22 protein-coding genes are annotated in these 23060 nt (G+C 40.2%); all 22 read left to right on the top strand.

The window, feature by feature from the left end; all coding sequences use genetic code 11:
• The first annotated feature begins 225 nt into the window (after positions 1-225).
• A complete protein-coding gene (locus tag G592_RS16880) occupies positions 226-834 on the top strand; it encodes a helix-turn-helix domain-containing protein (protein WP_051194726.1) in 609 nt (202 codons plus the stop codon).
• On the top strand, positions 824-1225 hold the full coding sequence (locus tag G592_RS0102660) for a HEPN domain-containing protein (protein WP_028246440.1): 402 nt from the start codon (positions 824-826) through the stop codon (positions 1223-1225). Before G592_RS16880 ends, G592_RS0102660 begins: the two co-directional genes overlap by 11 nt.
• Positions 1226-1371: 146 nt before the next feature.
• Positions 1372-2463 carry a sulfate ABC transporter substrate-binding protein gene (locus tag G592_RS0102665; protein ID WP_028246441.1) on the top strand — a complete coding sequence of 364 codons (1092 nt, stop codon included), beginning with the start codon at positions 1372-1374 and terminating at the stop codon, positions 2461-2463.
• A gap of 57 nt (positions 2464-2520) precedes the next feature.
• Positions 2521-3354 (top strand): sulfate ABC transporter permease subunit CysT, encoded by an 834-nt coding sequence (gene cysT, locus G592_RS0102670; protein ID WP_196801817.1) that lies wholly within the window; start codon positions 2521-2523, stop codon positions 3352-3354.
• 11 nt (positions 3355-3365) lie between these two features.
• Positions 3366-4196 (top strand): sulfate ABC transporter permease subunit CysW, encoded by an 831-nt coding sequence (gene cysW / locus G592_RS0102675; RefSeq protein WP_028246443.1) that lies wholly within the window; start codon positions 3366-3368, stop codon positions 4194-4196.
• Positions 4197-4210: 14 nt separating this feature from the next.
• Entirely contained in the window at positions 4211-5272 is a 1062-nt protein-coding gene (locus G592_RS0102680) for a sulfate/molybdate ABC transporter ATP-binding protein (protein WP_028246444.1), read from the top strand.
• Positions 5273-5282: 10 nt separating this feature from the next.
• A complete protein-coding gene (locus G592_RS0102685) occupies positions 5283-7007 on the top strand; it encodes an adenylyl-sulfate reductase subunit alpha (protein WP_028246445.1) in 1725 nt (574 codons plus the stop codon).
• Complete coding sequence (locus tag G592_RS0102690) at positions 7007-7318, top strand: 4Fe-4S dicluster domain-containing protein (RefSeq protein ID WP_028246446.1); 312 nt, start codon at positions 7007-7009, stop codon at positions 7316-7318. The genes G592_RS0102685 and G592_RS0102690 overlap by 1 nt, the downstream gene beginning before the upstream one ends.
• Before the next feature lie 11 nt (positions 7319-7329).
• Positions 7330-8235 (top strand): sulfate adenylyltransferase subunit CysD, encoded by a 906-nt coding sequence (gene cysD, locus G592_RS0102695; protein WP_028246447.1) that lies wholly within the window; start codon positions 7330-7332, stop codon positions 8233-8235.
• The gene (locus G592_RS15470) at positions 8235-9872 is read left to right on the top strand and encodes a sulfate adenylyltransferase subunit 1 (RefSeq protein WP_081660292.1); all 1638 of its coding nucleotides are present in this window, start codon (positions 8235-8237) and stop codon (positions 9870-9872) included. The genes cysD and G592_RS15470 overlap by 1 nt, the downstream gene beginning before the upstream one ends.
• A 174-nt stretch (positions 9873-10046) precedes the next feature.
• Complete coding sequence (locus G592_RS15475; RefSeq protein ID WP_051194727.1) at positions 10047-10463, top strand: Mov34/MPN/PAD-1 family protein; 417 nt, start codon at positions 10047-10049, stop codon at positions 10461-10463.
• Between the two features lie 18 nt (positions 10464-10481).
• Entirely contained in the window at positions 10482-11939 is a 1458-nt protein-coding gene (gene moeB, locus G592_RS0102710) for a molybdopterin-synthase adenylyltransferase MoeB (protein ID WP_028246448.1), read from the top strand.
• A 67-nt stretch (positions 11940-12006) separates the two neighbouring features.
• Positions 12007-12966 (top strand): family 2A encapsulin nanocompartment shell protein, encoded by a 960-nt coding sequence (locus tag G592_RS0102715; RefSeq protein WP_028246449.1) that lies wholly within the window; start codon positions 12007-12009, stop codon positions 12964-12966.
• Complete coding sequence (locus G592_RS0102720) at positions 12953-14551, top strand: cysteine desulfurase (RefSeq protein WP_028246450.1); 1599 nt, start codon at positions 12953-12955, stop codon at positions 14549-14551. Before G592_RS0102715 ends, G592_RS0102720 begins: the two co-directional genes overlap by 14 nt.
• A gap of 22 nt (positions 14552-14573) precedes the next feature.
• On the top strand, positions 14574-15536 hold the full coding sequence (gene epsC / locus G592_RS0102725; RefSeq protein WP_036951625.1) for a serine O-acetyltransferase EpsC: 963 nt from the start codon (positions 14574-14576) through the stop codon (positions 15534-15536).
• 86 nt (positions 15537-15622) lie between these two features.
• Entirely contained in the window at positions 15623-16732 is a 1110-nt protein-coding gene (gene hemA, locus G592_RS0102730) for a glutamyl-tRNA reductase (protein ID WP_028246452.1), read from the top strand.
• A 23-nt stretch (positions 16733-16755) separates the two neighbouring features.
• Complete coding sequence (gene hemB / locus G592_RS0102735) at positions 16756-17727, top strand: porphobilinogen synthase (protein ID WP_028246453.1); 972 nt, start codon at positions 16756-16758, stop codon at positions 17725-17727.
• Between the two features lie 2 nt (positions 17728-17729).
• On the top strand, positions 17730-18983 hold the full coding sequence (gene hemL, locus G592_RS0102740; RefSeq protein ID WP_028246454.1) for a glutamate-1-semialdehyde 2,1-aminomutase: 1254 nt from the start codon (positions 17730-17732) through the stop codon (positions 18981-18983).
• Between the two features lie 87 nt (positions 18984-19070).
• Entirely contained in the window at positions 19071-19841 is a 771-nt protein-coding gene (locus G592_RS0102745; protein ID WP_028246455.1) for a tRNA threonylcarbamoyladenosine dehydratase, read from the top strand.
• Between the two features lie 24 nt (positions 19842-19865).
• Positions 19866-20807, top strand: coding sequence for a LysR family transcriptional regulator (locus G592_RS0102750; protein WP_028246456.1), 942 nt, complete (start codon positions 19866-19868; stop codon positions 20805-20807).
• A gap of 151 nt (positions 20808-20958) precedes the next feature.
• On the top strand, positions 20959-22185 hold the full coding sequence (locus G592_RS0102755; protein WP_028246457.1) for an O-acetylhomoserine aminocarboxypropyltransferase/cysteine synthase family protein: 1227 nt from the start codon (positions 20959-20961) through the stop codon (positions 22183-22185).
• A gap of 2 nt (positions 22186-22187) precedes the next feature.
• Positions 22188-23060 carry a 4Fe-4S binding protein gene (locus tag G592_RS0102760; RefSeq protein WP_028246458.1) on the top strand — a complete coding sequence of 291 codons (873 nt, stop codon included), beginning with the start codon at positions 22188-22190 and terminating at the stop codon, positions 23058-23060.

Consider the following 23060-nt stretch of genomic DNA (forward strand, 5'->3'; position numbering starts at 1 on the left):
GTCTGCGATAAATAGAAAGAAGCCCCAATTGCTTACAAAGCAAAGCGGGCTTCTTTATTATTTAAATTCTTTAAAGTGTTTTTTAACATCAGATGCACTAATCCATCCTCCCTGGACCAGCTATAGATTCAGTTTATAGCTGGCTATTATTTTGCAAATATAGTAGAAAACTTTTTTGATATGATATATAATATCGATAGGTTATATCATATCAAGGAGGGTATTATGAGTGTAGAGTCTGAATTTGAATATGAAAAACAACAGATAGCTAATATGGTCAAAAGATTGAGGGCATATGCAAATCTATCTCAGCGTGATTTATCTAAAATTACTGGTATTAGTCAGGCTGATATAAGCAAGTTGGAGCGTGGGCTTGGAAATCCTTCTCTCAATACAATATCTCGAATTATGTCTGCTACAGGTACCAGCCTAAATATGAACTATACCGTGCTTAATATTGATGGTCAGGATACGAAGGCAGAGATATGGCCAGATTTAAGTAAGCATGTGATAGATGTAGCTAAAGAATCATCCGAACTGATTGTAGATCAAATTGGAGATGAAGTTGCACAGGTTGTACTTTTTGGTTCTTGCGCAAGGGGTGAGAATAGTGAGGATTCCGATATGGATATTGCAGCTTTAGTTAACTGCGAAAGAGAAGATATAAGTCGTTTTACTGATATATTTGCACAGATTGGTGCTGATATGATGGATAAGTATCAGGAGCTGGTTAATATTGTTGCAATCCCTTTTAATGAGTATATCAGTAAGAAATCCTGGTATCCTTTTTATAAAAATATAGAAGATGAGGGAATTGTGTTATATGCAAAATAGTGAGTTTCAGGCATTGGCTATGGTTAGATTGGAAAGAGCAAAAGAACTCATGTTAGAAGCTGAGACTTTGTTGAATGATGAGCATTATAAATCTGCAAATAACAGAGCTTATTATTCTGTAGAAAAATCTATAACAGCCTTATTAGCAATGGATGAAGTTATGACGAAAACACATAAAGGTTGTTTACTTTTATTTAATAAACTTTATATAAGGGAAGGTAAGGGAGAATTTTCGCAGGAGGATTATAAACAAGCGGCTAAGGCAGAAGAAATTAGGAGTGCGTCAGATTATGATGATTTCTATATCGCAAACAAAATTGAAACAAAAGAGCTTGTGGATTTTTCAAAGAGCTTTTATGAAAAAGTAGAAAAGTATATACAGAGCAAATAGAGAGAGTCAGCTATAAAACTATTTTATAGCTGGCTCTCATTTTCTTTAGGAGCTAGAAGTATTGATTTTACAAGGGTTTATAGCATATAATCCTACCAACCTAGTAGTTAAGTAGTTAATAAAAATTTGAAGGAGGAAAATGTTTTATGAAAAAGAAACTTTTATCGTTGATTTTAATCGCAGCACTTGGAGCTTCGGTTGTAGGTTGTGGAAGCACAAGTAGTGCTTCAGGCATAGATAGTGAAGAAGTTCCAAAGAGTGCTGGGGAGACAATCGAGCTTACAAACGTTTCTTATGATCCAACAAGAGAGCTTTACGCAGCTTACAACGAGCTTTTTGCAAAGCACTATGAAGAAGAGTTTGGTCAGAAGGTTGAAATCACACAGTCACACGGTGGTTCTGGTAAGCAGGCACTTGAGGTTGCCAACGGACTTGAGGCAGATGTAGTTACGCTTGCACTTGAAGGTGATGTTCAGGTAGTTGCAGATGCAGGACTTATTGATGATGGATTTACATCAGAGTTTGAGCTTGATAGCTCACCTTACACATCGACAATCGTATTTCTTGTTCGCTCAGGAAACCCAAAGAAGATTTATGACTGGAACGATTTGATCAGAGAGGACGTGGGAGTAATCACACCAAATCCTAAGACATCTGGCGGTGCAATGTGGAATTACCTTTCAGCCTGGTACTATTTCGAGCAGCAGGGTCAGAGTGAGGATGAAATCCTTGATTCAATCAAGAAGCTTTATGCCAATGTAGTTGTTCTCGATTCTGGTGCAAGAGGTGCAACAACATCCTTTGTTGAAAATAAGCAGGGCGATGTTCTTATTGCCTGGGAGAATGAAGCATTCCTTTCACTTCAGGAGTATCCAGGAGAGTACGAGATTGTAGTTCCTTCAGTATCAATCCTTTGCCAGCCAACAGTAGCTGTAGTAGATGAAGTTGCAAAAAAGCACGGCACAGCAGATGTAGCTAAGGAATACTTAGGATATTTGTATTCAGATGAAGCACAGGAAATTGAGGCACAGAACTTCTACAGACCTAGCACAAAGTCAATCTATGACAAGTATGTATTTACAGCTGATTCAAACACTATCACAGAGATTCCAGCTGATGGAAAGTGGATTAATGACAACGTAAATCTTACAGATATCAATCACTTCGGTGGCTGGGCACAGGCACGTGCTACACACTTTGCAGATGGTGCAAATTTCGACAGCATTTACGAGCAGTAAAAATAAATTGGAATGGGGGCAACTCCATTCCAATATTTTGCAGAGAGGATTATGACTATGAATAAAAGAAGAAGTATAATACCAGGCTTTGGAATTTCAATGGGAATAACAATTACGATACTAAGCATCATTGTGTTGATTCCACTTTGTTCTCTTGTAGTCTTTTCTGCAAAATTAAGTTTTTCAGAATTCGTATATACGGTAACAAGACCAAGAGTTTTATCTGGATATTTCGTATCTATCTCCACAGCCTTTGTTGCTTCGCTAATCAATGTGGTAATGGGGCTTATCCTGGCTTGGATATTAGTAAGATATGACTTCAAAGGAAAAAGATTTATAGATGGAATCATAGAGCTTCCATTTGCTCTGCCAACAGCAGTTGCAGGTATTTCACTTACACATCTGACCACTACAAACGGATGGGTGGGACAGATTTTCTACAATCTTTTTGGAATCAGAATAGCTTACACAAGAATTGGTATTACAGTAGCCCTTGTCTTTATTGGCATCCCATTCGTAGTACGAAGCGTGCAGCCAGTTTTGGAAAAAATAGATATTCAGTACGAGGAGGCTGCTTTTATTTTAGGCGCTGATGCCAAGACTACCTTTAGAAAAGTAATCTTTCCGGAAATATTACCGGCGATTATTTCAGGATTCACTTTAGCATTTGCTAGATCAATCGGTGAGTATGGAAGCGTAGTTTTCATCGCCGGAAATACTCCATATGAAACAGAGATTGCACCACTACTTATCATGTCAGAGCTTCAGGAATACGATTACTCAGCGGCAACCTCCATCGCTCTTGTAATGCTTGGTATAGCCATTGTGATTTTGTCAGTAAATGCACTGGCACAAAGCATTGTTTCAAAGAGAGTTAATGGAAAGGCATAGGAGAAGAGATTATGAATCTAAGAAGAGAGAATAAGGTTTTAAAATATGTTCTAATCACAATCAGTTTTATTTTCCTGGGAGTGTTTCTTTTACTTCCTCTTATATATATCGTAATTACGGCGCTAAAGGACGGAATCTCAGGATATATAAATGCAGTTACAGATGAATATGCCATCAAGGCAGCCCTTTTGACAATCGAGGCAACCGTATTTGCGGTTATTGTAAATACGATATTTGGAATTGCTGCAGCATGGCTAATTACAAAGTATGCATTTAAGGGCAAGAAGCTATTATCTACTTTTATAGATTTGCCAGTTACAGTTTCACCAATTATAGCAGGTCTTATATATGTACTTACCTTTGGACGACAGAGCAGTCTATATCCAATTTTAGATTCCTATGGAATTCAAATTATATTTGCTGTTCCGGGAATCGTTTTAGCTACAATCTTTGTCACATTTCCATTTATTTCAAGAGAGCTTATACCAGTGCTTACAGCTCAGGGAACGGATGAAGAAGAGGCAGCAGCCATCATGGGAGCAGGTACAGCCACTATTTTTAGAAAGGTAACCTTTCCACATATCAAATGGGCTTTGCTTTATGGAATAGTGCTTTGTACAGCAAGAGCCATGGGAGAATTTGGCGCAGTATCAGTTTTATCAGGACATCTTAGAGGCAAGACAAACACATTGCCACTTTATATAGAGCTTTTGTATCAGGGCTATGATTTCACTGGGGCATTTGCAGCATCTTCTATTTTGGTAGTGCTGGCAATTGTTGTTTTGATACTGAGACTGGTAATTGAAAAACGCGGACAAAAGGAACTTGATTTAAATAAGTAAAAGGGGTGAATAATATGGCTTACGTTGAGCTTCATGATATTAATAAGCATTTCAAAAAATTCCACGCATCAAAGGACATCAATATTTCTATTGAGAAGGGCAAACTGGTGGCTCTTCTTGGACCATCGGGAAGTGGAAAGACCACTATTCTTCGAATGATTGCAGGCTTAGAGCAGCCTGATTCCGGAGAGATTATTATCGATGGAAAGGTGGTTAACAATATCCCAGGAAGTGAGCGAGGAATAGGATTCGTATTTCAGAATTATGCATTATTTAGATACATGACTGTGTACGACAATATTGCATTTGGTCTTCGTGTGAAGAATGTGCCAGAGGACAAGATTAAGGCACGTGTTACAGAGCTGCTTTCACTTATCAACTGCGAGGGACTAGAGAAGAGATATCCGAGCCAGTTGTCAGGAGGACAAAGGCAAAGAGTAGCCTTTGCAAGAGCTCTTGCTCCAAATCCACAGATTCTTCTTTTGGATGAGCCTTTTGCGGCTATCGATGCAAAGGTACGCTTAGAGCTCAGAACCTGGCTTAGACAGATGATTACAAAGCTAAATATCACAAGTATCTTTGTAACTCACGATCAGGATGAGGCCATCGAGGTGGCAGACGAAATCATTGTTACTAATCAGGGAAAGGTGGAGCAGTCCGGAACTCCTCAGGAGCTTTATAAGAACCCGGCCACACCATTTGTGGCACAGTTTATTGGAAATTCTGTAGCGGTAGAAAACTATCAGGAGTTTAGATATTTCAACAGAAAGGGAGAGGGTACAAAGGCATATATTCGTCCTGAGTTTGTAAGCGTATTTAAGAAGGGCGAAAGCGTTCAGTTTGCAAATTCTGCTGAGGAAGCTGTTGTTGAAGACATTATCTTTAGAGGCAGCAGTCTTGAAATAAAGGCGAGACTTCACGGAAATCTTATCTCTGCAAGCAGAAGTATAAACGAGCCTGAAATCAAGGTTGGAGAGACTGTTGATTTGTTTATTTACCGACTTTATATCGTGTCAGAGGATGAGGTATTCCTGGCAACTAACAGCTCACTTGCAGAAGAAGACGTTGTAATTTAAGGATGTTTGAATGAAAAAAATGATACAGGTAGAAAAATTAAATACAGATATTTTGATAATTGGCGGCGGTACAGCAGGCTGCTACGCTGCATATACATTTGGTCAAAGCGGAAAGCACAAGGTCCTTGTGGCTGAAAAGGCAAACATTAAAAGAAGCGGATGCCTTGCTGCCGGTGTAAACGCCATAAATGCATATATTACAGAGGGAAGAGTTCCTCAGGATTATGTGGATTATTGCAAGAAGGATGCAAAGGGAATCGTAAGAGAGGATTTGCTTTTATCCATATCTGAAAATCTAAATGAGGTAACACATAAGCTTGAAGAAAACGGGCTGGTTATCTTAAAGGATGAAAATGGTAAATATGTTACCAGAGGAAATCGAAACATAAAAATAAACGGAGAAAACATTAAGCCTATCTTAGCTCATATGGCTCAGACCAAGGACAATGTGACTGTCATAAATCACGTTAATATTACAGATCTTATGGTGAAGGAAAACAAAGTTTTCGGAGCTGTAGGATTTGATGTAAATAGTCAAAAGGCCTACGTGATAATAGCAAAGGCGGTGCTTATTGCAACAGGCGGAGCAGCAGGTCTTTATCGACCAAATAACCCGGGTTTTTCCAGACATAAAATGTGGTATCCACCTTTTAATACCGGAGCAGGCTATGCTATGGGAATCAACGCAGGAGCAGAGATGACCACTTTTGAAATGCGATTTATCGCCCTTAGATGTAAGGATACAATTGCTCCTACAGGAACCATAGCTCAGGGTGTGAGAGCAAAGCAGATGAATGGCAAAGGGGAAATTTATGAGACAAAGTACGGCGTTGCCACCTGCAAAAGAGTTTATGGCACTACTGAGGAAAACAGACTAGGAAATGGGCCCTGTTATCTAAAGACAGATGAGATTTCAAAGGAGCAGGAGGACGAGCTTTACAAAGCCTATCTGAACATGGCACCATCCCAGACACTAAAGTGGCTAGAGGGCGGTCAGGGACCAGCTAAACAGAATGTGGAGATAGAAGGCACAGAGCCATATATAGTAGGCGGTCACACAGCTAGTGGATTCTGGGTGGACAACAACAGAGCCACTACCGTAAAAGGCTTGTATGCTGCCGGAGATGTGGCAGGAGGTGCCCCACAGAAATACGTAACGGGAGCTCTAGTAGAGGGAAAGCTTGCCGCACTTGGAATTGAAGAATTTTTGGCAGAAGGTCAGGAGGCATATTCTGATGATAGTTGGGAGACCATAGTTTCTCAGTATGAAAAATTCTTAAATAATGAGGAAGGAAATATCACCATAGAGCAGCTGGAAGAGAGCATGCAAAAAATCATGGATGAGTATGCCGGTGGAATCAGCAAGGCTTATCAGTTTAATGAGACAGGACTAAAGCTTGCAAAAGAAAAGATCTCTGGCTTGTTTGATGTTCTTGAGACTTTGAAGGCTTACGACACAGATGAGCTATTACAAATCTACGAAATCAAAGAAAGATTAACTGTATGCCTTTCCCTTATAGAGCATTTAAAGGCCAGAAAAGAAACACGTTGGCACAGCTTTGCAGAAAACAAAAATTATCCGGACGAGGATAAGGATTTTGAGGTCTATATTAATTCAATCAAAGAAGACAACCAGATAAAAATAATAAAAAGACCACTTGTTGTAGATGATTACAAACCAGTGATTTTTGCCTTTGATGGCAACAAACTGGTAGATGCAGGAGGTGAGGTTTAATGAGTATTAAAATTAACGCCTTGTCCTGCGTAGGTTGTAAAAGATGCGCAGAGGTATGTCCAGGAAATCTTATAAAGATAGTAAATAACAGAGCTGTAATCAAAAGAGAAAAGGACTGCTGGGGATGTACTTCCTGTCTAAAGGAATGCAAGACTGGTGCTATCGAGTTTTTCCTAGGAGCTGATATAGGAGGAAAGGGTTCCATTCTTTCTGTTGAAGAAAAAGGAGATTTGAGAACCTGGACTGTTAAACGATTAGATGGCAGCAGTGAAACAATTACCGTAAATACGAAGGAATCTAACAAATACTAGAGAGGAATGCTATGAGTAAATTGACACATCTTGATGAGCTGGAAGCTGAGGCAATATACATTATCCGCGAGGTTGCTGCAGAATGCGAAAAGCCAGTTATGCTTTATTCTATTGGAAAGGATAGCTCGGTAATGCTTCACCTTGCATTAAAGGCATTTTACCCGGAAAAGCCACCATTTCCATTTTTACATGTAAATACCACATGGAAGTTTAGAGAAATGATTGAGTTTCGTGACGCAGTTGCGGAAAAGTATGGTCTTACAATGCTTGAATACATTAATGAAGAAGGTGTTGCTCAGGGAATCAATCCATTTGATCACGGCAGTGCCTATACAGATATTATGAAGACTCAGGCACTAAAGCAGGCACTTGATAAGTACGGTTTTACAGCTGCCTTTGGTGGAGGCCGACGAGATGAGGAAAAATCCAGAGCAAAAGAGAGAATCTTTTCATTTAGAAATTCTGCCCATGCCTGGGATCCAAAGAATCAGCGCCCAGAGATGTGGAAGCTCTTTAACACAAAGCTATTTAAGGGTGAGGAGGTACGAGTATTTCCTCTTTCAAACTGGACTGAAAAGGATATCTGGCAGTACATCAAAAGAGAAAATATTGAAATTCCATCTCTTTATTTTGCAAAGGAAAGACCTGTTGTTTACAGGGATGGAAATATCATCATGGTGGATGATGAAAGAATGGAAAAGAGACTTCTTCCGGGAGAAGAGGTTGTAAATAAAAAGGTGCGTTTTAGAACTCTGGGCTGCTATCCACTTACAGGTGGCGTTGAGTCGGATGCTGACACTTTGGATGAAATCATAGAGGAGACACTAAGTGCCGTTTCCAGCGAGCGAACAACACGAGTTATCGATAATGAGGCAGCAGGCTCGATGGAACGTAGAAAAAGGGAGGGATATTTCTAATGCAGTTACTTAAATTTATTACATGCGGAAGTGTGGACGACGGAAAATCTACTCTCATTGGACACATCCTTTATGATTCAAAGCTTCTTTATGCAGATCAGGAAAAGGCACTGGAGCTTGATTCAAAGGTAGGTAGTAGAGGCGGTGCTATTGATTATTCCTTACTTTTAGATGGACTTATGGCAGAACGAGAGCAGGGAATCACCATCGACGTGGCTTACAGATATTTTACTACTGACAATCGTAGTTTTATCGTTGCAGATACACCAGGCCACGAAGAATACACTAGAAACATGGCTGTAGGAGCATCCTTTGCAGATCTTGCAGTTATTCTTATAGATGCAAAGCAGGGTGTACTGGTGCAGACAAGAAGACACGCAAGAATCTGCTCTCTTATGGGAATTAAGTATTTCGTATTTGCGATAAATAAAATGGATCTTGTGCGTTATAGCAGGGAACGTTTTGATGAAATTACTGAACAGATTGAAGAGCTGGTAAATGAATTAAAGCTTGAAAACCATGTAGTTATTCCTGTATCAGCCACAGAAGGCGATAATGTTACAAAGCGTTCAGAAAACATCGATTGGTATGAGGGTCCAGTTTTGCTTGAATACCTTGAGCAGGTGGACGTGGCATCTGAAAAGGAAGAGAAGGGATTTTACATGCCAGTACAGCGTGTTTGCCGTCCAAATCATACCTTCAGAGGATTTCAGGGGCAGATTGAAGCCGGTAGTGTTCATGTGGGAGATGAGCTTACCATTCTTCCAAGTGGAGAAAAGGCAAATGTAAAGAGTATCCATGTGCTTGATAAAGAAGTGGAAGAGGCAAGCATTGGCCGACCTGTTACGATTCAGCTCAATCGAGAGGTGGATGTATCAAGAGGCTGTGTCCTTTCTTCCAATGTGGAAATCGGAGTCACTTCATCTATTGAGGCTACACTTCTTTGGATGGATGATGAGAAGCTTGAGACAGGAAAGAATTTCTTTGTAAAGCTTGGCACAAAGCTTATCCCAGGTGTTGTTACAAATATCAGAAATACAATTGATGTAAATACCGGTGAGAAGAAGGAAGCTACCTCATTAGATAAAAATGAGATTGCCGTATGTGAGTTGCAGCTTGCAGACAGCATCGTGGTAGACACCTTTGCAAAGCACAAAACACTTGGTGAGCTTATTCTTATTGATAGAATTACAAATATGACTTCTGCCTGTGGTGTAGTAAATCAGGTATATAAGGAAGAGGCGGGAATATCTGCCACAGTTATAGATAGAGAAGTGAGAAGCAACTGGAAGGGACAAAGAGCCATTACAGTAGAGCTTAGCGAAAGCAGACTAGTTAATCTTGAGTTTGTACAGAAGCTGGAAAAAGAGCTTAGCAACAGAGGACGACATACATATCTTTACGCACCGGAAAGCAACCATGGAATAAAGGGTGTTGTAAAGCATCTTAATGATGCAGGTATTGTGGTATTGCTTTTTGCAAAGAAAGAACTGGATACATCGGTATTTAAATCCACAAGAGGATATATCAGTGATTGGATTACTGATGATATTACATCTGTAGTAGATGCAGCAGATTACATCTACAAAGCTTCAGCAATTAGTGGAGAAACAGCTACTGTTGGAGATTATATTTAAAATTAACATAATTTAGAATGCCTAATTTTTTAACAATTAGAGCCAGCTATCAATTGAGTTGATAGCTGGCTCTAATTATCTTTAGGAACTAGAAGTATTGATTTTACGGGCTCTAGAGCCTATAATCCTATCAACCTAGTGGATAGATAGGAAATAAAAGAAAGGGGATTGCCTATGAGTGGAACATTTGTAATTGAAGATGATGCGTATAACAAATTAGCAGAACATATCGAAAATACGTATCCAAATGAAGCCTGTGGGATTCTTATTGGAAACCTCCATGATAATCGTATATACGATATCAAAGAAGCAACCAACAGAGAAAATGACAAAAGGGAGTCCTTTTTCTCTATGAATCCGTTGGAAATTTACAGGGTTGAGAAGGAGCAAAAAGAGATTATTGGATTTTATCACTCACATCCTAACAAGACAGCAACTCTTTCAACTTCAGACAAAGAGTATATGGTGCCAGGAGTTTTAAATCTTATATTTGCTGTTACTAAAAACGGAGTTGTAGATATGAGAGCTTATAGAAGAGAAAAGCCAGAGACTACAGACGTAAAGGAAGAGAGAGTATTGGTTCATATATAAAGACTTGGAGGGAAGATAATGCTAGTTTACATTTCAGCTACACTTAGAAATTTTTTCGACAAAAACGTACAGCTTAATGTGGAAGCTGACAACATAAAAGAAGCTTTAGGTTTTCTTACTGATGAGTACCCAGATTCAAAGAAAGTATTGTTTGACGAGGCGGGAAAACTTAGAAGCTTCGTACAGATATATGTGGGAGACGAAAACTACAGCCACAGCGAAAACTGGAACAAGAAAATTAAAGCATCACAGGAAGTTCTTCTTCTTCCAGCTATAGCAGGTGGTGCTCCAGAGGACAGCATCATTTCAGACGACAGAAGAAAGGCAGTGGCCTTTGATGATTCAGAGGTAGAGCGATTTAGTAAGCATTTAATGCTTCGTGAAATCGGAGTTAAGGGGCAAAAGAGAATTAAGGCTGCCCGTGTTGTTGTGGCAGGAGCAGGAGCCCTTGGCTCACCTGTGATTCAGTATCTTGCAGCAGCAGGAGTTGGAACTATAAAGGTGGTGGATTTCGACGAGGTATCGTTGGAGAACCTTCAAAATCAGGTGCTTCATACAAGCCGTGATTTAAAGAGACCAAAGGTGGCATCAGCAAGAGATAAGGTCAGGAATATTAATAGAAGTATTGTATTCGAGGACGAGAATGTTCAGCTTGATGCAGATAATATCGTCTCTGTAATCGATGGATATGATCTTGTCATCGACTGTACAGATAACTATAAAGCCAGATATTTAATAAATGACGCCTGCGTCTTGGCAGGAATTCCATTTGTATTTGGTGCGATTTTCCAATATGAAGGCCAGGTAGGAGTCTTCAATTATAAGGGAGGCCCATGTCTTAGATGTCTTTATCCTGCACCACCTGAACCAGGACTGGTTCCTACCTGTTCAGAGGGAGGCTCAATTAGTCCCTTAGGTGGAATTATTGGAAGTATTCAGGCCAATGAGGCCTTGAAACTAATTATAGGAATTGGTGAGCATTTGGATGGAAAGCTTTTGGTGGTAGATAGCCTCTATCTTCATTCAAGAATTCTACATGTAGATAAGAATCACGACTGTCCACTCTGTGGTTATTCACCAACTATCACTGATGTGGAAGATTTCGACTATGAAGACTTCTGCGGACTTAGGGTTGATGAGGATGAGGAGCCAATCGAAAGCATTGAACCAGAGGAGCTTGCTAGAAGAATTGAGGAAGAGGAACCAATTACATTTGTTGATGTAAGAGAGCCTCATGAAAGAGCAGTGCTTAGATTTCCTAATGCAGTAGTAATTCCAATTGGACAGCTTGCAAGAAGGAAGAATGAACTAAATCCTGATGTTGACACCATATTTATTTGTAAACAAGGCAAGCGAAGTGAGCTTGCAATCAGAACCCTTAGGGAAGCTGGCTATGAAGGACCTATGTACAATCTTAAGGGAGGATTAGATGCAATGAAAGATATTATATTCTCTCATGAAGGTGCGTGGTTATAAGGATAGAAACCGCCAAATGGCGTTTCTATATAAACCCCATATTATTTTTTTAAGGAGGATAAGAAAAATGGCAAAAGAAGCAGTAGAAAAGACTGAAGGCATCAATGCTCTTGGTGCCCAGGCTGCCTACAATCTTGCGAATGTCACAAAGACTAAGCCTCAGTTTGGTGCTATCACACCTAAGTGGCTTACAAAGTTTTTGGAATTCAAGGGATTGGAGACAGGTATCTACAGAGTTAACAAGGTAGTGGAAGGTGAGACACCACTTGATGTTCTCTGCAGTCAGACTAAGAAGTCAGACATCATTCCTGATGGATATGTTGAGTATGAGACTTCACCAAGAGAGTACAGATTAAACTCTATCTCAACAATCATCAATGTAAACACAGTAATCGAGGATGTTTACAGTGCACCTTACGATCAGGTACAGGAGCAGCTTTCACTTGCAATCGAGTCTTTAAGAGAGCGTCAGGAAAGCCAGTTAATCAACAATGATGATTACGGTCTTCTTAAGAACGTTCCAGATTCTCAGAGAATCCAGACAAGAAACGGTGCTCCAACACCAGATGACCTTGATGAGCTCATCACAAAGGTATGGAAGGAGCCTTCATTCTTCCTTGCACATCCACGTGCAATTGCAGCTTTCGAAAGAGAGTGTACAAAGAGAGGCGTTCCACCTGTAACAGTAAATCTTGCTGGAGGAACATTCTTAGCATGGAGAGGTATTCCAATTATCCCAACCGACAAGCTTTTGGTTGATGGTCTTAAGAATCCTAAGTCACAGAGCGGTAAGACTAACATCTTACTAATTCGTACAGGTGAGGCAAAGCGTGGTGTAGTTGGATTATTCCAGGCTGGTCTTAAGAATGAACACTCAAGAGGCTTATCTGTTCGTTTTAGAGGAATCGATGATAAGGGTGTAGCATCATATCTCTTGTCTTTATACTGCTCAGCAGCAATTCTTGCAGATGACGCTATTGCGGTATTGGAAGATGTAGAGGTAGGTGAGTATTATGACTACGATTGAGAATCTTGCAGGGGTTCCAAGTGCAGCGGAACTGACAGCACTTGCTAATCAATTGTTCCCTGATTTGACAGGCAGCATAGCAGAGCCTGAGGCACCAGAGGTTCCAGAACAGACAATCTATGGCGGAAGTCAGGATATCATTTTGCCTTATGCAAATGTCCCTGAGATTCCAGCTATCCCAGAAGTGTCTGCTATTCCAGAAGTGCCTACAGCAACTCTAGCAACTTCCGGATATGCTCCACAGGTACTGTCTCAGACTCAGGCTGACGAGCAAAGCAGGGCTATTGATGTGCCCACATCACTTGGTGGAGACCAGGTGAAAAAGGAAAGTGAGGAATATATTTCTTATACTTCAAGAGATGAGTCCATAAGAATTGGCTCTAAGACTCTTGCCCAGATAAGAAGTGATTTCCCAATTCTTTCAGAGCAGATTAATGGTCGTCAGTTGGTATGGCTTGATAATGGTGCAACTACACAGAGACCACAGCAGGTAATCGACAGAATCTCATATTACTATGAGCATGAGAACTCAAATGTTCACAGAGGAGCTCATACTTTGGCAGCCCGCTCTACAGATGCATATGAGAATGCAAGAGATATTGTAAGAGACTTTATCGGTGCAGGCTCATCTGATGAAATCGTATTTGTCAGAGGCACAACAGAGGCTATTAACCTTGTTGCAAACGCATATGTAAAGCCTACACTTGAGCCAGGAGATGAGATTATCGTTTCTATCTTAGAGCACCATGCAAATATTGTTCCATGGCAGCTCATTGCCCAGGAGACAGGTGCAGTTATCAAGGTCATTCCTGTTGATGAGTCAGGTCAGCTAAAGCTTGATGAGTACGAGAAGCTCTTTACTAAGAAGACTAAGTTTGTATCAGTTGCCCACGTTTCTAATGTGCTTGGCACAGTTACTCCAGTGGCAGAGCTTATTGCTATTGCCCACAGACACGGGGTGAGAATACTTATTGATGGAGCTCAGTCAATTGCTCACATTCCAGTGAGCGTCACAGCTCTTGATGCTGATTTCTTCGTGTTCTCTGGACACAAAGTATTTGCACCTACAGGAATCGGTGTTGTCTATGGAAAGAAGGAGCTGTTGGATGCTGCCAGACCATATCATGGCGGTGGCAACATGATTAAGGATGTTACTTTTGAGCGTACTATCTACAATCCAGCTCCAAACAAGTTTGAGGCAGGAACAGGAAGTATCGCAGATGCGGTAGGTCTTGGCGCAGCACTTTCATATCTTTCTGAGATTGGAATGCCATGTGTATACCGATGGGAGCACGAGCTTTTACAGTATGCCATGAAGGAAATGAAGACAGTAAAGGGGTTGCACCTTATTGGAACAGCCCTTAATAAAGCATCAGTTCTTTCATTCAAATTAGATGGCTACTCAGATGAAGAAGTTGGCAAGAGATTAGACAGCTATGGAATTGCAGTAAGAACAGGACATCACTGTGCACAGCCAGTGCTCAGACACTTTGGCTATGAGAGTTCAGTTCGTCCTACACTTGCGTTTTATAATTCACCAGACGATATTGATGCTCTTGTAAGAGTATTAAAAACATTCGCTTAAAAATTTGTAGAAAGGGGACATTGTGAGCACACTAGTTAAAGAACAACAGGAAATAGATCTGATTGTAAAAGATATCCTTGCGGATTTTGACGGTCAGAAAAATATTGATGCGGTTGATATCTTTAACAAGCCGGATAAAAGGGAAGTCCAGGAACTGGTTAAAAACCTTTTTAAGATTGTGTATCCAGGCTATTTTAGAGATAAGTCCTTCAAGATTTATAACCCTCATAACAGCTATGCTGTAATCATTGAAGATGCCTTTTACCACTTGAATAAACAGGTCTTTCTGGCACTGGATTTCTGTAAAAAACGAGGCACTATGACAGAAGATGACAGAAGAAAGGAAAGCTACAGAATCTGTAAAGCTTTTTTTGGTAGAATACCAAAGATTCGCGAATACATAGAAAGCGATTTGCTGGCTGCTTACGACGGCGACCCTGCTGCAGGTTGTTTTGAGGAAATTATTCTTGCTTATCCTGGTCTGATAGCTAGTACAGTTTATAGAATTGCCCACGAGCTTTATGTTGAGCAGGTGCCAGTATTGCCACGTATGATGACAGAGCTTGCTCACTCAAAAACTGGTATTGATATTCATCCTGGTGCCACTATTGATAAAAATTTCTTTATAGATCACGGAACAGGCATTGTTATTGGTGAGACGGCGATTATAGGAAAAAATGTAAAGATCTATCAGGGAGTTACCATAGGAGCTCTTTCTACCAGAGGTGGTCAAAAGCTTTCTGGAAAGAAGAGACATCCTACCATTTGTGACAATGTCACTATATATGCAGGAGCTTCCATATTAGGAGGTAATACTATAATAGGAGAGAATGCTGTAATAGGTGGTAACACATTTATTACCAGCTCAATCAATCCTAATACTATTGTGAGCATGAAAAATTTGGAGATGGAATATCGGACATCCGAAAATACGATAGCGACAGAAGAGTTGCATCAATCAGAGGAGTGGTATTACATCATATAATTAAGGAGCCAACTATAAGTCAATTTATAGTTGGCTCTGTTATAGAGATAATATATAATGATGGGCAATGAAAGGGCGATTATGTTATGTTCGTAGTTTCGGTAAATCATAAAATTTCATCTACTGATTTTAGACAAAGCTTTGCCTTCGATGAAGACAAAACAAAGGAGTTTTTTCGTAGACTTTCTGAGGTATGCATAAAAGAATGCGTTTATGTAAATACCTGCAACAGATGTGAGGTCTATGGAGTGGGAAAAGCCACAAAGTTGCTTCCTGTTTGGGCTGAGCTTGCAGGCGTTTCTGTGGAAGAATTAAAACAAAATGTTTTGTTCTTTGATGGAAATGGTGCGGTGAATCATCTGTTTCATGTCGCAGCAGGCTTCGAGTCTATGGTTTTAGGTGAAGATGAAATTCTTAGACAGATAAAGAATGCCTATTTCTATTCTATGGATGAGGGCTTCACTGGCTTTGAATTAAACACTGTTTTTCAGAGCGCTATCGCATGTGCAAAAAGAATTAAAACAGAGACAAAGCTATCAAAATCATCTGTTTCAGTTGCATCCCTTGCCGCTACAAAAATTCATAATTTTGCCCATGATAATAAAAAGGTCATGATTATCGGTGCCACAGGAGACACAGGTAACAAGGTCTTTAAAAATCTATTGTCCTACGGGGATTGTGAGATTTATGTAACTAAGCATATTCATCAGCTAAATGCTTTAAATGTAATTACCATCCCTTACGAGGAAAGATACAAATATATTAATGAAATGGATGTGGTAGTATCAGCTACAAAGAGTCCACATTATACCATTACATACGGGAAACTTGTGGATATTCACATGGAAGAAAGGGACAGACTGTTTATAGATTTGGCTGTTCCAAAGGATATTGACGAAGACATATTAAAGCTTGGCAAAAGCCAGCTTATTACAATAGACGATTTTGAAGCTATCGCAAAGGAAAATAATTCCATAAAGCTTCAGGAAAAAGAAAGCGGAGAGCTTATTATTGAGGAAGAGATTAATGATTTGCTTAAGGATTTGATCTTCCACGATAACAGGGAAAAGCTAAAAGCTATAAAGAACTCTCCAAGTGGAGATTTTCAGCATTTCCTTTTTAAATACAAGGAAATTGCCACGGCAGAAGAATTTTCAAGCTTCGTAAATGTGGTAACACAGATGACAGGAGCTTAATAAATAGATTAGAGAGAAGGATTATGAGAAGATTTAGAAGATTAAGACAGACACCCCAGATGAGAAGCTTTGTCAGGGAAAATGAAGTATCAGTAAAGGATTTGATTTATCCATTATTTGTAATTGAAGGAAGCAATATTAAAAATGAAGTTCCTTCAATGCCAAATATCTATCAGTATTCCCTTGATAGAATAGATGAAGAATTGGATAAAGTTGTGGCAGCAAAGATTCCTGCCATCCTTCTTTTTGGAATTCCAGAGCATAAGGATGAAAAGGGAAGCGGCGCTTATGACGACAATGGAATTACACAGCAGTGTGTGAGACACATTAAGGAAAACTATCCTGGTCTTATCGTAATTGCGGATGTTTGTCTTTGCGAATATACAAGCCACGGTCACTGTGGACTTGTCTGCGAAGGTCATATTTTAAATGATGAGACACTTCCACTTCTGGCAAAGATGGCAGTATCTATGGCAAAGGCCGGAGCAGATATCGTGGCACCATCGGATATGATGGATGGAAGAGTGGCAGCCCTGAGAGAGGCTTTGGATGAGGCTGGCTTTATCGACACTCCAATCCTTAGCTACAGTGCAAAATTTGCATCAGGCTACTATGGACCATTTAGAGATGCAGCAGGCTCTGCACCTCATTTTGGAGATAGAAAATCTTATCAGATGGACCCTGCAAATGGCAGAGAAGCCATGAGAGAAATAGAGGATGATTTAGAGGAAGGTGCAGATATGATTATCGTAAAGCCGGCTCTTGCTTATCTTGATATTATGAAGGAAGCAAGAGAGTGCTTTGATGTGCCTTTCATCACATATAATGTCAGCGGCGAATATTCTATGGTAAAGGCCGCAGCTGCCAATGGCTGGATAGATGAAAAGAGAATTGTTCTTGAAAATATGATTGCTATGAAGCGAGCTGGTGCAGACAGAATCATCACCTATCATGCACTTGATGTAGCCAGATTTTTAGAGGAAGAGGACGTTTAATAATGAGTGTGTCACATGATTTTTTTGAGGATGCAAAGCAACATATTCCTGGTGGAGTAAATTCTCCTGTAAGAGCTTTTAGAGCAGTGGGACAGGATCCACTTTTTATAGACCATGCAAAGGGTAGTCACATATTTGATGTGGATGGAAATGAATATGTAGATTATGTATGTTCATGGGGACCTATGATTTTAGGTCATGCCTATCAGCCTGTTATCGACGCTGTAAAAGCAGCCTGCGATAATGGACTTTCTTACGGAGCGCCTACTCAGAAGGAAACAGTACTTGCAAAGCTTATATTAGAGGCTGTTCCCTTTATGGATAAGGTTCGTCTTGTAAATTCTGGAACAGAGGCTGTCATGAGTGCCATCAGAGTTGCAAGAGGCTACACAGGCAAGGATAAGATTATAAAATTCAGAGGAAACTATCATGGTCACAGCGATGGACTTTTAGTTACAGCAGGCTCAGGTCTTCTCACAGAATCCACACCAGATTCTGCAGGAGTGCCAAAGGGATATACTCAGACTACACTTTTGGCTAATTACAATGATGAGGCTTCTGTGGAGGCTTTGTTTAAGGCCAATAAGGGCGAGATTGCAGCAGTTATTGTGGAGCCTGTCAGCGCAAATATGGGTGTTGTTCCACCAAAGGAAGGCTTTTTAGAGTTCCTTCGAAAGATTACAAAGGATAATGAAGCACTTCTTATTTTTGATGAGGTTATCACAGGCTTTAGATTAGCCTTTGGTGGTGCATCAGAGTACTTTGGAATCCAGCCGGATATGATTACCTTTGGAAAAATTGTAGGTGGAGGAATGCCACTTGCAGCCTATGTTGGTAAGAAGGATATCATGGATATGGTGGCACCTGTTGGAGCTGTATATCAGGCAGGTACTCTTTCAGGAAATCCTATTGCAGTTACAGCTGGAATCGAAAGTCTTAAGGTACTAAAAGCCGACAAGGATATTTATAGGAGAATAGATGCATTTGCTTCAAAGCTTGAAGAGGCTTATAAGAAAAAGGGCATTAGTGTCAATCGTGTAGGTTCACTGCTTTCTCCATTCTTTACAGATGGTTCAGTGGAAAGCTACGCTGATGTACTTAAATGTGACACAGAAAAATTCGCCCAGTATTTTAGAGGCATGGTGGCTGAGGGAATTTATGTGGCACCTAGTCAGTTTGAGGCAATGTTCATCTCTGATGCTCACACTGAAGAAGATTTGGAAAAAACATTGTCAGCGATTGACAAAGTCTTATAAACCAAATAAAATAAAACCTAGTAAGTTAGTAGGAGAATAAGCAGATGGTGAATATCATCTGCTTTATTCATATGTTTAGAGGTATTTATGTTAAATCAGTTTTCGAGAACAGAATTGCTTCTTGGTAAGGATGCCATGGAGCAGTTACAGAATAAGAGAGTTGCCATCTTTGGTATAGGTGGAGTTGGCGGATATGTGTGTGAGGCCTTGGTTCGTACAGGCGTTGGCCATTTTGATTTGATTGATGATGATAAGGTTTGTCTCACAAACCTCAATCGTCAGATTATAGCTACCCGTTCTACAGTAGGAAAGCATAAGGTTGATGTTATGAAGGAGCGTATGCTTGATATCAACCCAAAGGCTGATATCACTGTTCACAAGTGTTTCTTCCTTCCTGAGAATGCTGATGATTTTGATTTTAAATCATATGATTATGTTGTAGATGCTGTTGATACTGTCACAGCAAAGATTGAGATTATTATGAGATGTAAGCAGGATGATGTTCCTGTTATCAGTTGCATGGGCGCAGGTAATAAGCTTGATCCTAGCCGTTTCAGGGTGGCTGATATTTACAAGACTACCATGTGTCCTCTGGCAAAGGTTATGCGTCGTGAGATGAAAAAGCGCGGTGTTAAGAATCTCAAGGTTGTATTCTCAGACGAGAAGCCTACACGTCCAATAGAGGATATGGCTATCAGCTGTAGGACAAATTGTATCTGTCCACCAGGTGCAGAGCATAAATGTACAGAGCGCAGGGATATTCCAGGCTCTATCGCATTTACCCCAGCTGTAGCAGGGCTTGTGCTTGCCAGCGAGGTTATAAAAGATTTATCTGACGGTTTTGGTAGAGGTTTATAAATTTAGAAGTAAAGGGAGAAGAAAATGACACTTCAGCAGGTTTTATATGCACTAACAATACAGGAATGCGGTTCAATGAATAAGGCAGCTGAAAAGCTTTATATTGTTCAGCCTACACTTACAAGCGCCATTCAGGAGCTTGAAAATGAGGTCGGAATCACCATCTTTATGCGTACCAATAAGGGTGTCATTGTTACCCCAGAGGGAGCAGAGTTTCTTGAGGATATCAGGGGCTTTTATCGTCAATACGATATTGTTATGCAGAAGTACAGCGGAGAAGGAAATTACAAGAGAAAGTTCGGTGTTTCCACACAGCATTACACCTTTGCCGTACGTGCTTTTGTTGATATGGCAAAGCAATATGATATGAACGAGTTCGATTTCGCTCTTCGCGAGACTACCACCATGGACATCATTAAGGATGTCAGCACACTTAAGAGTGAGATAGGAGTCCTTTATATCAACGAGCTCAACCGCAAGGCTATGAATAGACTATTCACTGAGCATGCCCTGGAGTTCCATCCCCTTATAAAATGTAAGGCTTTTGTTTACCTGTGGAAGGATCATCCTCTTGCAAATCAAGAATATATTACCATGGAGGATTTGGAAGATTACCCATGTATGTTCTTCGAGCAGGGAGACAACAGTGAGTTCCTTGCAGAGGAAATCCTTAGCGAGAATTTCTATCCTAAGACACTTCGTGTTACAGACCGTTCTACCATGCTTAATCTTGTTAAGGCTCTTAACGGATATACTTTATGCTCTGGTATCATTTATGGTGATTACAATGGTGATGGCTATATTGTTGTTCCATTCCGTGGCGATGAAGAGAATCCAAACAGTGTTATGGAAATCGGATATATCACAAAGAAAAATGCTGTTATGAGTAAGATAGGGGAGCAGTATCTGGAGGAGATTGAGAAAGCTCTTGATCAGATAGATAAATCGGTAATTTATGAGGAATAATATCGTAAATACGTTGCTATAAATTTCATTAATAACCAGCTATAAGATTAATGTTGAACCAGGTTTATTGACCTGGTTCTTTTTATTTGATAATATCCTATCAACCTAGTAGGTAATTGGTTGTTAGAGTAATAAAAGGGAGAACGCTTGGATGAGATTTAATACTAGATTACTCCATGAAGGTGTAATAAGAGAGATAAATGGAGCAACACTTCCTCCTATATATCAAAGTAGTGCCTTTGATCAGGAAACTGCAGAGGATTTGGCAGGAATCTTCGGAAATAAGAAGATGGGCTATTGTTACACCAGAGTTTCAAATCCTACTATCACAGCTTTTGAAAACAGGATTACAAAGCTTGAGGGGGGAATAGGATCAGTTGCCTGTTCTTCAGGAATGGCAGCTTTATCAAATGCTTTGCTGAACATTTTACAGGCTGGAGATGAAATAATTTCAAGTGCCAGTCTTTATGGCGGAACAATTGATTTGTTCCGTGACATAGAAGCATTTGGAATAAAAACAAATTATGTGCGAAACAACGACCTAGAGCAAATAGAAGCTGCTTTCAATGAACGTACCAAGGTGGTATTTGCAGAGACCATCGGCAATCCCTGTTTGGACGTAACAGACATCAAAAAACTTGCAGAAATCGCTCACTCACACGGAGTTCCACTTATTGTTGATAATACAACAGCTACTCCTTATTTAATAAAAGCAATTGAGCTTGGTGCTGACATAGTAGTGAATTCTTCTTCAAAATATATAAATGGAAGCAGCAATTCAATCAGCGGTGTATTAACAGACAGCGGACATTTCAAATGGACAAGGGAAAAATATCCAGTACTTGGAGAATATGTAAAGTTTGGCCCTATGGCTTATATAGCAAAGATGCGTAGCGGTTTATTCAGAAATATGGGTACATGCCTGTCACCATTCAACGCATATCTGAATGTGATTGGACTGGAGACACTTGGTCTTAGAATGGATAGACAATGCAGCAATGCCTTAGCTCTTGCAACATGGCTTGAGGAAACATATTCAGACATCACAGTAAATTACCCGGGACTAAAGTCCAGCAAATGGCATGATATAGCAGAAGGACAATTGAATAATGGATATGGAGCGATTCTTACTATTAGAGTGGGTTCTAAAGAAAGAGCCTTCCAGATAATGAATAAGCTGACGATTCCATATATCCTTTCAAATATAGGAGATACAAAAACACTGGTAGTTCATCCAGCTTCAACGATTTCTCTTCACAGCACTCCACAGGAGCTGGAAGATGCAGGTGTATACGATGATTTAATTCGTATATCCGTAGGAATCGAAGACGTTGATGACTTGATAGAAGATTTTAGAAATGCATTAAAAGGAGAATAATGATGGCAGAAGCAATTGATTACAAGGCTCTGAAGGCTGGCGGCTTCATGAAGCAGGTACAAAAGGGATATGGTTCCCTCAGATTACAGGTTATCGGAGGCAACCTTGATGCAAAGGCAATCAAGACTGTTGCTGAGGTAGCAGAGAAATATGGTCATGGATATGTTCATATGACATCTCGTCAGGGAATTGAGATTCCATTTATCCATGTAAATGATCTTCAGAAGGTAAAGGATGAACTTAAGGAAGGCGGAGTTGGTACCGGTGTATGCGGACCTAGAGTACGTACTATCACAGCTTGTCAGGGTTCAGAGATTTGTCCTAGTGGATGTATTGATACATACACTCTTGCAAAGGAACTTGACGCAAGATATTTCGGTAGAGAGCTTCCACACAAGTTTAAGTTTGGTGTAACTGGATGTCAGAACAACTGCCTTAAGGCGGAGGAAAACGATGTCGGAATTAAGGGCGGTATGACAGTTGAGTATAAAGAGGATGCATGTATTTCATGCGGTGTCTGCGTAAAGGCTTGTAGAGAAAAAGCTCTTACAATGACAGATGGCAAGGTAGAAATCGACAGAACAAAGTGTAACAACTGTGCACGATGTGTAAAGAGCTGTCCTACTGATGCATGGGAAGGCACCCCAGGATATATCGTATCCTTCGGTGGAACCTTTGGAAATAAGATTTACAAAGCCGAGGAGCTTGTCCCAATCATCCGTGATAAGGAGACACTTTTTAGAGTAACAGATGCAGCTATCGAATACTTCGAGGCTAACGCAAATCCAAGTGAGCGCTTCCGCGCAACACTTCAGAGACTTGGAGATGAGGGATTAAGAGAAGTTGTAAATAAAGCATACGAAGGAGGTAACTAA

The organism is Pseudobutyrivibrio ruminis CF1b, assembly GCF_000424005.1.
In the GTDB taxonomy this organism is placed as follows: Bacteria; Bacillota; Clostridia; order Lachnospirales; family Lachnospiraceae; genus Pseudobutyrivibrio; species Pseudobutyrivibrio ruminis_C.

What these genes read in the sequence shown, in the direction of transcription:
- G592_RS0102760 (WP_028246458.1), top strand. Translation starts at nt 22,188, where the DNA reads ATGGCAGAAGCAATTGATTACAAGGCTCTGAAGGCTGGCGGCTTCATG.
- G592_RS16880 (WP_051194726.1), top strand. Translation starts at nt 226, where the DNA reads ATGAGTGTAGAGTCTGAATTTGAATATGAAAAACAACAGATAGCTAAT.
- G592_RS15470 (WP_081660292.1), top strand. Translation starts at nt 8,235, where the DNA reads ATGCAGTTACTTAAATTTATTACATGCGGAAGTGTGGACGACGGAAAA.
- cysT (WP_196801817.1), top strand. Translation starts at nt 2,521, where the DNA reads ATGAATAAAAGAAGAAGTATAATACCAGGCTTTGGAATTTCAATGGGA.
- G592_RS0102745 (WP_028246455.1), top strand. Translation starts at nt 19,071, where the DNA reads ATGTTAAATCAGTTTTCGAGAACAGAATTGCTTCTTGGTAAGGATGCC.
- cysW (WP_028246443.1), top strand. Translation starts at nt 3,366, where the DNA reads ATGAATCTAAGAAGAGAGAATAAGGTTTTAAAATATGTTCTAATCACA.
- hemL (WP_028246454.1), top strand. Translation starts at nt 17,730, where the DNA reads ATGAGTGTGTCACATGATTTTTTTGAGGATGCAAAGCAACATATTCCT.
- G592_RS0102680 (WP_028246444.1), top strand. Translation starts at nt 4,211, where the DNA reads ATGGCTTACGTTGAGCTTCATGATATTAATAAGCATTTCAAAAAATTC.
- G592_RS0102750 (WP_028246456.1), top strand. Translation starts at nt 19,866, where the DNA reads ATGACACTTCAGCAGGTTTTATATGCACTAACAATACAGGAATGCGGT.
- G592_RS0102665 (WP_028246441.1), top strand. Translation starts at nt 1,372, where the DNA reads ATGAAAAAGAAACTTTTATCGTTGATTTTAATCGCAGCACTTGGAGCT.
- G592_RS0102685 (WP_028246445.1), top strand. Translation starts at nt 5,283, where the DNA reads ATGAAAAAAATGATACAGGTAGAAAAATTAAATACAGATATTTTGATA.
- G592_RS0102715 (WP_028246449.1), top strand. Translation starts at nt 12,007, where the DNA reads ATGGCAAAAGAAGCAGTAGAAAAGACTGAAGGCATCAATGCTCTTGGT.
- hemB (WP_028246453.1), top strand. Translation starts at nt 16,756, where the DNA reads ATGAGAAGATTTAGAAGATTAAGACAGACACCCCAGATGAGAAGCTTT.
- G592_RS15475 (WP_051194727.1), top strand. Translation starts at nt 10,047, where the DNA reads ATGAGTGGAACATTTGTAATTGAAGATGATGCGTATAACAAATTAGCA.
- moeB (WP_028246448.1), top strand. Translation starts at nt 10,482, where the DNA reads ATGCTAGTTTACATTTCAGCTACACTTAGAAATTTTTTCGACAAAAAC.
- hemA (WP_028246452.1), top strand. Translation starts at nt 15,623, where the DNA reads ATGTTCGTAGTTTCGGTAAATCATAAAATTTCATCTACTGATTTTAGA.
- G592_RS0102690 (WP_028246446.1), top strand. Translation starts at nt 7,007, where the DNA reads ATGAGTATTAAAATTAACGCCTTGTCCTGCGTAGGTTGTAAAAGATGC.
- G592_RS0102755 (WP_028246457.1), top strand. Translation starts at nt 20,959, where the DNA reads ATGAGATTTAATACTAGATTACTCCATGAAGGTGTAATAAGAGAGATA.
- G592_RS0102720 (WP_028246450.1), top strand. Translation starts at nt 12,953, where the DNA reads ATGACTACGATTGAGAATCTTGCAGGGGTTCCAAGTGCAGCGGAACTG.
- cysD (WP_028246447.1), top strand. Translation starts at nt 7,330, where the DNA reads ATGAGTAAATTGACACATCTTGATGAGCTGGAAGCTGAGGCAATATAC.
- G592_RS0102660 (WP_028246440.1), top strand. Translation starts at nt 824, where the DNA reads ATGCAAAATAGTGAGTTTCAGGCATTGGCTATGGTTAGATTGGAAAGA.